Source organism: Weizmannia acidilactici, from assembly GCF_008974185.1.
Taxonomy (GTDB): Bacteria; Bacillota; Bacilli; order Bacillales; family Bacillaceae_C; genus Weizmannia; species Weizmannia acidilactici.
In genome coordinates, this window is sequence record NZ_BKZP01000053.1 from 1 (window position 1) to 9,841 (window position 9,841).

Here is a 9,841-nt window from a genome sequence, read left to right on the forward strand (position 1 = left end):
TCTGTTAATTCTATTTTATCGGTTACATTCATTTTCAATGTGCACGAAAAGACAGCCACCAGGGCATCAAGAAATTGACCAAAATCATGTCCAGTTGAAAAGCAATGATTGAGTTTGAAAATAAAATCTAAAACTTCTATATATAAGCATTATCATCCTTATAAAAGGAAATAAATATAATACACATATTCCGCGCGCAGGTTTACGAATGGGAAAGAGACCAATACATTGAAATGTATTAATCAGTAAAACCCTTTGAAGCGCAAGGATTTGAGGGATTTCCCTTTTGGACAAAAATTTATTTTATGCTTCGGTTGACTTCTGCTCCCATTCTGCCCCCAAAAATATTTTCTGTATGTTTTTCAAACCGGATGATCCCAAGGTTTTATTTTACCAGGCACAAGTGGCTTCAGTGCCCGAAAATCTCCAAGCAAGATATGTAATGAGTGGGGAAGCATAAGTGCTTATGACCCGTAAAATTAGCAGTTTTAAAGAAGGGGAAGTGGGAAATATGCCGGTGAAATTCGGCCGCGTTGTGATCAAAGAAGAACTTGTTGCCTTAACGGGAGATTATAAACTTGCAATAGTGCTGAACCAGATGCTCTATTGGTCGGAAAGAATTGCCGATTTCGATCAATTTATTTTGGAAGAAAAGAAGCGCATGATAAGGGAAAACATTGATTTGTCCTGCTTAGAACTGCAATACGGCTGGATTTACAAAAAGGCGGATGAACTGGCAAAAGAATGCATGATTACAAACTCGGGAGCCACCATGCGCCGGTATTTGGACAAACTGTGCGAGCGAAGCTGGCTGTCAAAACGGATAAACCCAAAATACCGTTGGGATAAAACGATGCAATACCGGGTAAACCTTACCAAAATTCAGCGCGATCTCGCAAAACTGGGTTATGTTTTGGAAGGTTACAAACTGCCGGTTTTTAATGATGACGGAGCGGAATTTCAAAATGAAAATCCGGGCCATCAGGATGAAAATCCAAACTTTCAAAATGAATGTTCGGACGATCAGGTTGAAAATACATACTTTCAAAATGAAAATTCCAACGATCAATATGAAAACCCATGCTTTCAATATGAGCGCTCAAACGTTCACGATGAAAGTGCAATACCAAAGACTACTTCAGAGATTACTACAGAGACTACGGCAAAGATTACTACTTCTTCAATAGAGCACTTTCCCGTTTTTGAAAAAGGTGAGGAAACAAAGAATGTAATCGCGTTTTATGAACAAAACGGCTTTGGAACAGCTGGTTCCTATATTGCCGAAAAAATTTTTACATGGTGTGATGAATTAACGGCGGAACTCGTGATAGAAGCGATGAAAACTGCAGTGGAACACGGCGTAGCAAACTGGAGATACTGTGAAACGATCTTAAAGGACTGGGCGGGGAAAAATGTGCAAACAGTGGAGGAGGCGCGTGCATTGCAGCTGGAATTTATAAAGCGGCGGCAGGGGCATTCTGGAATCCGGAGGAAAGAAGTGCTTCCCAGCTGGTTTTCGGAATTCGAGCACAGTTTCCTTGGCAGTTCTGCATTGCAGGAAAAAAGCCCGGAAGATATCGCCGCCCTGCGGCAACGCCTTGAAAAAATAAGGGAGCAGTATCGAAAAAAAGAAGCGGTCAAATCTTGACCATTTTAAAAACTTTAAGAAACGCAGCAAATCCATCGCTCGGAAAATTTGCTTCGTTTTCCGGTCCGCTGGTTAACCGGAAGGGCTGGCTAAATCAGCAAAAAAAGATGGAGGTGGAAGGTGCCGGCTTCCGACGATTCCCGTTTATTCGGGCGTACGTCCAGGCCGGCAACCGATGGAAAGGAAGGGGAAGAAGATGCGGGGGAAAATGGCGGCATCGGCACTACTTAAACACCGTATCGAAAAATCGTTCAATGCCTTCTTCGTTCAGCGCGCTCGTATTTTCCGTAACGCCTCTCATTTTTTTAACCAGCATTTTTTCTAAAAAGTTCATTTCGTCCAGCTTATATGCGTATCCGAACACTTCTTTGGCTACGGCGTGTTTCCGCAGTGCTTCCGGAAAGGCATGGTTAAATTCATCTATGACTTTTTTGCGGTCTGTTTCGCCGGCGCATAAAAAGAGGCCGACACGCTTCTGCAAAAGGATGTCCAAATGGTGTTTGATAAATTTGGTAAGCGGTTTCTGGATTTTTCCCAGATAAATGGATCCGCCGATCATGATGTTTTTGTAATCTGAGAGATTTGGCGGTTCTTCTTTTAAAATATTAATGGATAAAATTTCTTCCGGCGATTTTCTTAAGAGAGACCTGACAATGCCCTCAACCGTCCCGTGCTTGGAAGCGTAAACAACAATGTTGTTCATTTTTCTCAGTCCTTTGCTTAAAGTAACTTCATTAAAACTCCCAATATTAGGATAACCCTAAACAAAGGGATTGTTTACTATTTTTTTGTTACATTTTACTAATGATTCGAGAAAATTCGTTTTACCAGTACTAGCCGCAGAATTTCTTGCCCAAGTATGTTTTGGGAAAAATATACCTCATTACGGTATTTCGGCATTCATAATATCTTTAAATCTCGCATATCCTCTATTAAAAAAGAAGCAGCAAACAAACTGCTTCTCTCTACTTCAATGCACCATTTGACGGTACAGGCCGATGACTTTACCTAATATGGTTACATTTTTCAGAATGATCGGTTCCATTGTCGGGTTTTCAGGCTGCAGCCTGAAATGGTCTTTCTCTTTGAAAAACCTTTTGACGGTTGCTTCATTTTCGTCCGTCATGGCGACGACGATATCCCCGTTATCGGCGGTCTGCTGGGAACGGACAATGACGTAATCACCGTCCAAAATGCCCGCATCAATCATGCTCTCGCCTTCGACTTCCAACATATAAACAGAATCGTCGGAAGGGACAAGATGTTCCGGCAGCGGGAAATACTCCTCGATATTTTCAATTGCCGTAATCGGGATGCCGGCAGTGACTTTCCCGACAACAGGCACATTTACAACATTTTGAAGAGGAATTTCTTCTTCATGGTCCAAAATCTCAATCGCCCTCGGCTTCGTAGGGTCGCGCCGGATCAGCCCCTTGCTTTCAAGCCTGGCGAGGTGGCCGTGCACAGTCGAACTGGAAGCAAGGCCGACAGCTTGGCCGATTTCCCTTACGGAAGGGGGATAGCCTTTTGTCCGTACTTCCTGCTTAATGAAATTTAATATATCCTGTTGCCGTTTTGATAGTTTGGTCATAAAATTCCACCTCGTCGTTCAATTGTGATCGGCACATCCTTACAGCCGCACCTGCGAACGGCGGTGTGCCATTATTTGCTATTATTATATCACGCCGAAGAAGAAAAAACAAACATAAGTTCGAAAAAACTATTGACTAAAACACATGTTCGTTTTATAATTTTATTATCCAAACATCGAACAAATATTCGTGGAAGGGTGATGGCGGTGGCACGGTTATGGAAACAGTATAATTATGTTATGATTTTAATAGTTGTAATACTCATTTTAGGCTTTTATATGATTGCAAGTCTGCAGGACCGTTCAAGCTGCAGGGAGATTGTTGTCGGGGAAGGGCAAACACTTTGGAACATCGCTGACCGGTATGCCAAGGCCGGTTCCATGAACAGGGAGGAATTCATTCGTTGGGTGGAGGCCCATAACGATATAGATGGGAATATGATCAAAGCCGGCGAAAAAATCGTCATTCCGGTTGAAAAAAACGGCGTGCCGGGAAACGAAAATGAAATGGCATTTAAGTAAGAAGCAGGAGATTGGGAAAATGAAAGTCGTTTTATATTGCAGAGTAAGCACGGATAAAGAGAGCCAAGAAACTTCCCTGCACAGGCAGCGGGAAGAGCTCGAAAAACTTTCCGCAAGGCTCGGGTTCGAAGTGGCGGCCGTGATCGAAGACAGGGCGAGCGGATATGACCTGGACAGGCCAGGTGTGCTCGACCTGCTCGAGCTTTTGGATGCCGATCGGATCGATGCGGTGCTTGTCCAGGATGAAACGCGTATCGGACGGGGGAATGCAAAAATTGCACTCATTCATTTTTTATATAAAAAAGGGGTAAAAGTATATTGTTATGCCCAAAACGGGGAATTGGAGCTGTCGGAATCCGATTCCATGGTATTGAAAATAGTCAGCATGGTGGAAGAGTACCAGCGGAAGCTTCACAATTTAAAGATCAAGAGGGGCATGGAGCGTGCAGTAAAAAAAGGCTACCGCCCGCAAAAAAATTTAAAGGGACACGGCAATGTGCACGGCAAGGAAAGGAAAGATGTTCCGGTTGAAGAAATCGTCCACTTGCGCGAAAATGGTCTGACTTTCCAGGAAATTGCCGCCACTATGCGCGGATTCGGCTACCGCGTTTCAAAGGCAACTGTGCACCGGAGATACCAGGAATATATGGAGGAAAAGGGTTTTTCGGAATAGGGCTGTGTTGCCGGTGCGCATCCGTTGCGGGCACGCCCGTTTTTTAGTAAGATAACTTAAAAACATGAAGATAAGGAGAGAAACGATGCTTTCTAAGGACAAAATGTCAAGGATTAATGAATTGGCGCGAAAAGCCAAAAACGGCGGGCTGACGGATGAGGAAGCAAAAGAACAGTCCAAATTGAGAAGCGAATATTTGCAGGCGTTCCGTTCTTCTATGAAACAAACAATCGAAAATGTCCGCGTCTTTGACCCTGACGGAAATGACGTCACACCGGAAAAAATCAAGCTCATTCAAATGAAGCGGAAAATGCACTAACGGCCCCTGAGTGGGCTTTTTGCATAAATAAATGTGTGCGGGCATACCAGCCTTTTTGCGCTGAAAGCCTGTAAGAGCTGTAAAAAAGTTGTGTTATTGGTTTAACTTGCCTTAATATAGGAATGTAACCACCGAGAGAAAGGATGATTAAGATGTTTGATAAAACGGATGAACTGGCAATCACGACGATCCGTACGCTGTCCATCGATGCCATTGAAAAAGCGAAATCGGGCCATCCCGGGTTGCCGATGGGGGCTGCTCCGATGGCGTACACGCTTTGGACAAGGTATATGAACCACAATCCTGAAAATCCGCACTGGTTTAACCGGGACCGCTTTGTATTATCCGCCGGCCACGGTTCTATGCTGCTGTACAGCCTGCTTCATTTATCCGGCTATCCGTTAAGCATGGACGAAATTAAAAATTTCCGGCAATTCGGAAGCAAAACCCCTGGCCATCCTGAATTTGGGCATACAGAAGGCGTTGAGGCAACGACCGGCCCGCTTGGACAAGGCATTGCGATGGCGGTCGGCATGGCGATGGCGGAAAGGCATCTGGCGGCAGTTTACAATAAAGAAAATTATCATGTCATTGACCACTATACATATGCGCTTTGCGGCGACGGGGACTTAATGGAGGGCGTTTCCGCGGAGGCGGCATCTTTGGCTGGACATTTAAAATTAGGCCGCCTCATTGTCTTGTATGACTCCAATGATATTTCCCTTGACGGTGAATTAAACAAGTCGTTCTCTGAAAGCGTTGAAGGGAGATTTAAAGCTTACGGCTGGCAATATTTGCGCGTGGAAGACGGTAATGACATCGGGGCCGTTGCAAAAGCCATTGAAGCAGCCAAGGCCGATACAACCCGCCCGACGCTGATTGAAGTGAAAACAATCATCGGGTACGGTTCCCCTAACAAATCTGGTAAATCCGCCGTCCACGGCGCTCCGCTCGGGGAAGAAGAACTGAAACTGACTAAAGAAGCGTATAAATGGACGTTTGAGGAAGACTTTTATGTACCGGATGAAGTATACAGCCGTTTCCGCGAATTAGTCATTGAAAACGGCGTGAAAAAGGAAAAAGAATGGCAGTCTTTGTTCGCTGAATATGAACAACAATATCCGGAACTTGCCGCAGAGCTGAAGCTTGCCATCAAAGGGGAGCTTCCGGAAGGCTGGGATAAAGAGATTCCGGTTTATGAAGAAGGGAAAACGCTGGCGAGCCGTGCATCAAGCGGGGAAGTGCTTAATGCGGTTGCGAAGCGGCTGCCGTCATTATTCGGCGGTTCTGCCGATTTGGCCGGTTCTAACAATACCCGTATGAAAGAAGACAAAGATTATTTACCGGATGTTTACGAAGGACGCAATATCTGGTTCGGTGTCCGCGAATTTGCGATGGGCGCGGCATTGAACGGGATGGCCCTCCACGGCGGTGTGCATGTTTACGGCGGCACATTCTTTGTTTTCTCGGACTACCTTCGTCCGGCTATCCGGCTTGCTGCACTCATGGGACTCCCGGTTACGTATGTGTTTACGCATGACAGCATTGCGGTCGGGGAAGATGGTCCGACCCATGAACCGGTTGAACAGCTTCCGTCACTGCGCGCAATGCCGAATTTGTCCGTCATTCGTCCGGCTGATGGCAATGAAACGGCGGCAGCTTGGCGCCTCGCTTTAACATCCAAGGATCATCCGACAGCCCTTGTCTTGACGCGGCAAGGGCTGCCAACGATCATAGGAACGGCCGAAACAGCGCAGGAAGGCGTTTCGAAAGGGGCTTATGTCATTTCACCGGCCCAAAAAGAAACAGCCGACCTCCTTTTGCTTGCCAGCGGCTCGGAAGTCCACCTGGCTGTAGAGGCCCAGAAACAGTTGGCAGGAGAAAATATTGATGCAGCTGTTGTCAGCATGCCGTCCTGGGACCGTTTCGAACAGCAAAGCCAAGAATATAAAGAATCCGTTCTGCCTAAAACCGTGAAGAAACGTCTTGCAATTGAAATGGCTTCCTCGTTCGGATGGGAAAGATATACCGGCGATGAAGGCGATATTTTGGCAATTGATACTTTCGGTGCGAGCGGAAAAGGCAATACGGTTGTGAAAGAATACGGGTTCACCGTTGAAAATGTCGTTGCGCGCGCGAAAAAACTATTGGATTTATAATCGATAAAATAAGAGCCTGCTTGATGCGGATTTCCGCAAATGGCAGGCTCATTTTTGTGTTTGCAGGGTGTAAAAACCGTTAACGGTGTTATTTTCGACACAACTTACAGAATTTTATAACACCGTACGACAACTTTTTTGAGGCTTTTCCATTATAGTAAGGGTAATAATGACGTTGGGAGTGATGCATGCATGCGGACTTATTATATTTATTTAATTGAAGAAGAAATTGCGCAGTATTATTACGGCAGGGAACGCATGTTTTTTGATCTGTTCAATCAATATTCCAGCGTGACCGGCAGATTAAAAAACGTTATCCGCCAGCAGATCGATTATATTACGAAACCGATTCCGCTTTTGTCCGTGCAACATGTCTTGCAGCAGATATTTCCCAATCAAAATGAAATGGTATATGAAAACGGCGCTTACCGGCTGATCTCAAACAAAAAGGGCCAGTATGCCGAAGTAAATATTGAGCAAAGGCTGCTTCGCCTCCATGCATCCGGCAGCTATGATACGGAAACAGCTATATTTGAAACTTTAAGGAAATTCAACGGCAATCTTCTTGCAATCGATTACGACAATAAACGGTTCGGTTGGATCAAGCCGGTGAAAGAAAGAAAATTCGTGTGAGGCGGCAAAGAAGTATTGTATAATTCAAGAGGATTTAGTACACTGTATGTGAGTGAAGGAGGTATACTATGACTTGGGTTTTTATTCTCGTAGCCCTTATTGCCCTTTTGGTCGGCATTGCGATCGGTTTTTTCATCGCACGTAAATATATGATGAATTACCTGAAGAAAAATCCGCCAATTAACGAACAAATGTTGAAAATGATGATGATGCAAATGGGCATGAAGCCGTCACAAAAGAAAATCAATCAAATGATGAATGCTATGAATAAACAAATGAAATTGTAAGCTGGATTGCCGGCTTTTGTGGGATATCTATTCCACTGTACAACTTCGCACGAATTTATAAACCACTTTTTCTGCCAAGATTCCACACAGAAAAGGTGGTTTTTGAGTTTATCCGCCATTTTTGGCCAACCCCCGGGACGTTTTCCTGCGATTCCCTTTCGATCAAACGGCGTGCGGATTTTCCGCCTTCTGGTAACTTTTTTTCATCAAACGGCTCTTTTTTTGTTAAAATGAATCTATGCCGGAACAAGGAGTGGACCAATGGCTGATATAACAGTATGGTTGTCTTTCGGGGCAGGCTTTATGAGTTTTATTTCGCCTTGCTGTTTGCCGCTCTATCCCGCGTTTGTTTCTTACATAACGGGTGCCTCTGTCGGCCAGTTAAAGGCGGGGCATGCGATGCGGAAGTGGAGGAGCATCGCGCATACCGCATGTTTTTTGGCAGGATTTTCCGTTGTTTTTATTGCCTTGGGATTCGGGGCTTCATGGATCGGGAATATGTTTATCACTTACGGGGACTTGATCCGGCAGCTCGGCGCAATTTTTCTCATATTTTTCGGGCTGGTGGCTGCCGGGGTTTTTCAGCCGCGGATATTCATGAAAGCTTATCGGTTTGATATAAAAAAACGGCCACTCGGGCTCGCCGGATCTTTTCTGGTCGGCCTCGTGTTTGCCGCAGGATGGACGCCGTGCACTGGCCCGATTTTGGCTTCTGTTTTGGCGCTGGCGGTGGCGAACCCGGCTTCCGCCTCCGTTTATATGGCTGCGTATGTGTTCGGCTTTTCCATTCCTTTTTTGATACTGGCCTTTTTTATCGGCCGCCTAGGGTGGATGCAGAAATACAGTGCGAAACTCGTAAAAATCAGCGGATTTGTGATGGCGGCTGCCGGGATCCTGCTCTTTTTTGACTGGATGGCCGTCATCTCCGGTTATATCAGTGCCTTATTTGGGGGATTTCAAGGTTTTTAGATGAAGAGGAGGAACACGTCCAATGGCAAGTATTTTAATCGTTGATGATGCAAAATTTATGAGAATGACTTTGGCTAAAATGCTGGAAAACGGCGGTCACACTGTTGTAGGCGAGGCGGAAAACGGGCAGCGGGCCATTGAATTGTACCGTGAATTAAAACCCGATGTAGTGACGATGGATATCACCATGCCTGAAATGACAGGCATTGAAGCGGTCAAAGCGATTATCCGCGAGTTTCCGGATGCGAAAATCATCATCTGTTCCGCACTCGGCCAGCAAAAATTGGTTGTTGAATCGATTGAGTCCGGCGCAAAAGACTTTATTGTCAAACCTTTTGACGAAGTGCGCGTTTTGGAAGCGGTTGATCGTGTGCTGAATTGAAGCCAGCGCTGTGAGAGGGGGCGGAACCAGGCTTTCCGTCTGGACAAAATACCCGTTTTTATGGTTGAATATAGGCATAAGAAAGCATATGTTTATCGTATCAATATTTTATATCGTAAAAAATTCGACTTTAAAGAGGGTTGAAGCATGGAAGGCATTATCATTTCGTTTGTGATTGCGATTTTGATGGGGTCTTTGGTGATTTTTGTCCGACTGAAAGGGCAGAACAAACCGGTTTCCGCAAAAAAAATTATTTTGCCTCCGATTTTTATGAGTACTGGGGCGCTAATGTTTACGGTTCCTTATTTCCGGGTGACTTCCCAGGAAGTATTGGAAGCCTTTGTGATGGGGATGTTTTTCTCGATTTTTTTAATCAAAACATCCCGTTTTGAAGTGCGTGACGGGGATATTTACTTAAAACGTTCCAAAGCATTTCCGTTTATCCTGATCGGGCTCCTTTTGATCCGCCTGCTGATGAAAGTGTTCCTCAGCTCAACGATTCAGGTCGGCCAGCTGAGCGGCATGTTTTTCCTGCTTGCGTTCGGCATGATTCTTCCGTGGCGTGTTGCCATGTACATACAATACCGGAGGCTCCTGCAGGAATTGGATGAAGGGGTCCGGGCTTAAGAAAACATCATTCGCAACTTCGGCGAATGAT

The 9,841-nt window shown here is 45.2% G+C and carries 12 protein-coding genes; 10 read left to right on the forward strand and 2 right to left on the reverse strand.

Annotated elements, in window-relative coordinates; translation table 11 throughout:
* Positions 1–466 precede the first annotated feature (466 nt).
* Positions 467–1,648, forward strand: a complete 1,182-nt coding sequence (locus tag BpJC4_RS15080; RefSeq protein ID WP_172968378.1) for a DnaD domain-containing protein — start codon at positions 467–469, stop codon at positions 1,646–1,648.
* Between the two features lie 223 nt (positions 1,649–1,871).
* On the opposite strand, the gene BpJC4_RS15085 is transcribed toward BpJC4_RS15080, so the two are convergent.
* Together BpJC4_RS15085 and lexA are read right to left on the reverse strand one after the other, a co-directional pair.
* Entirely contained in the window at positions 1,872–2,351 is a 480-nt protein-coding gene (locus tag BpJC4_RS15085) for a flavodoxin domain-containing protein (RefSeq protein WP_151698153.1), read from the reverse strand.
* A gap of 267 nt (positions 2,352–2,618) precedes the next feature.
* Positions 2,619–3,239, reverse strand: a complete 621-nt coding sequence (gene lexA, locus BpJC4_RS15090) for a transcriptional repressor LexA (protein ID WP_151680708.1) — start codon at positions 3,237–3,239, stop codon at positions 2,619–2,621.
* A gap of 201 nt (positions 3,240–3,440) precedes the next feature.
* Between lexA and yneA the strand changes: the two genes are divergently transcribed.
* From yneA to BpJC4_RS15135, 9 genes are all read left to right on the forward strand, one after another.
* Complete coding sequence (gene yneA, locus BpJC4_RS15095; RefSeq protein ID WP_253693677.1) at positions 3,441–3,761, forward strand: cell division suppressor protein YneA; 321 nt, start codon at positions 3,441–3,443, stop codon at positions 3,759–3,761.
* 19 nt (positions 3,762–3,780) lie between these two features.
* Entirely contained in the window at positions 3,781–4,434 is a 654-nt protein-coding gene (locus BpJC4_RS15100) for a YneB family resolvase-like protein (RefSeq protein ID WP_151680706.1), read from the forward strand.
* 85 nt (positions 4,435–4,519) lie between these two features.
* Complete coding sequence (locus BpJC4_RS15105) at positions 4,520–4,753, forward strand: DUF896 domain-containing protein (RefSeq protein WP_151680705.1); 234 nt, start codon at positions 4,520–4,522, stop codon at positions 4,751–4,753.
* A 152-nt stretch (positions 4,754–4,905) separates the two neighbouring features.
* Positions 4,906–6,912, forward strand: a complete 2,007-nt coding sequence (gene tkt, locus BpJC4_RS15110) for a transketolase (RefSeq protein ID WP_151680704.1) — start codon at positions 4,906–4,908, stop codon at positions 6,910–6,912.
* A gap of 192 nt (positions 6,913–7,104) precedes the next feature.
* Complete coding sequence (gene sirA, locus BpJC4_RS15115) at positions 7,105–7,545, forward strand: sporulation inhibitor of replication protein SirA (protein WP_151680703.1); 441 nt, start codon at positions 7,105–7,107, stop codon at positions 7,543–7,545.
* 68 nt (positions 7,546–7,613) lie between these two features.
* Complete coding sequence (locus BpJC4_RS15120; protein WP_151680702.1) at positions 7,614–7,832, forward strand: YneF family protein; 219 nt, start codon at positions 7,614–7,616, stop codon at positions 7,830–7,832.
* Positions 7,833–8,093: 261 nt separating this feature from the next.
* On the forward strand, positions 8,094–8,801 hold the full coding sequence (locus BpJC4_RS15125) for a cytochrome c biogenesis CcdA family protein (protein WP_151680701.1): 708 nt from the start codon (positions 8,094–8,096) through the stop codon (positions 8,799–8,801).
* 22 nt (positions 8,802–8,823) lie between these two features.
* Positions 8,824–9,183 carry a response regulator gene (locus BpJC4_RS15130; RefSeq protein WP_151680700.1) on the forward strand — a complete coding sequence of 120 codons (360 nt, stop codon included), beginning with the start codon at positions 8,824–8,826 and terminating at the stop codon, positions 9,181–9,183.
* Positions 9,184–9,330: 147 nt separating this feature from the next.
* Positions 9,331–9,810 carry a CcdC family protein gene (locus BpJC4_RS15135; RefSeq protein ID WP_151680699.1) on the forward strand — a complete coding sequence of 160 codons (480 nt, stop codon included), beginning with the start codon at positions 9,331–9,333 and terminating at the stop codon, positions 9,808–9,810.
* Positions 9,811–9,841 lie beyond the last annotated feature (31 nt).

Coding starts and splice junctions, on each gene's coding strand:
- BpJC4_RS15100 (WP_151680706.1), top strand. CDS start 3,781: ATGAAAGTCGTTTTATATTGCAGAGTAAGCACGGATAAAGAGAGCCAA.
- tkt (WP_151680704.1), top strand. CDS start 4,906: ATGTTTGATAAAACGGATGAACTGGCAATCACGACGATCCGTACGCTG.
- BpJC4_RS15130 (WP_151680700.1), top strand. CDS start 8,824: ATGGCAAGTATTTTAATCGTTGATGATGCAAAATTTATGAGAATGACT.
- BpJC4_RS15080 (WP_172968378.1), top strand. CDS start 467: ATGACCCGTAAAATTAGCAGTTTTAAAGAAGGGGAAGTGGGAAATATG.
- lexA (WP_151680708.1), bottom strand. CDS start 3,239: ATGACCAAACTATCAAAACGGCAACAGGATATATTAAATTTCATTAAG.
- yneA (WP_253693677.1), top strand. CDS start 3,441: ATGGCGGTGGCACGGTTATGGAAACAGTATAATTATGTTATGATTTTA.
- sirA (WP_151680703.1), top strand. CDS start 7,105: ATGCGGACTTATTATATTTATTTAATTGAAGAAGAAATTGCGCAGTAT.
- BpJC4_RS15135 (WP_151680699.1), top strand. CDS start 9,331: ATGGAAGGCATTATCATTTCGTTTGTGATTGCGATTTTGATGGGGTCT.
- BpJC4_RS15125 (WP_151680701.1), top strand. CDS start 8,094: ATGGCTGATATAACAGTATGGTTGTCTTTCGGGGCAGGCTTTATGAGT.
- BpJC4_RS15120 (WP_151680702.1), top strand. CDS start 7,614: ATGACTTGGGTTTTTATTCTCGTAGCCCTTATTGCCCTTTTGGTCGGC.
- BpJC4_RS15105 (WP_151680705.1), top strand. CDS start 4,520: ATGCTTTCTAAGGACAAAATGTCAAGGATTAATGAATTGGCGCGAAAA.
- BpJC4_RS15085 (WP_151698153.1), bottom strand. CDS start 2,351: ATGAACAACATTGTTGTTTACGCTTCCAAGCACGGGACGGTTGAGGGC.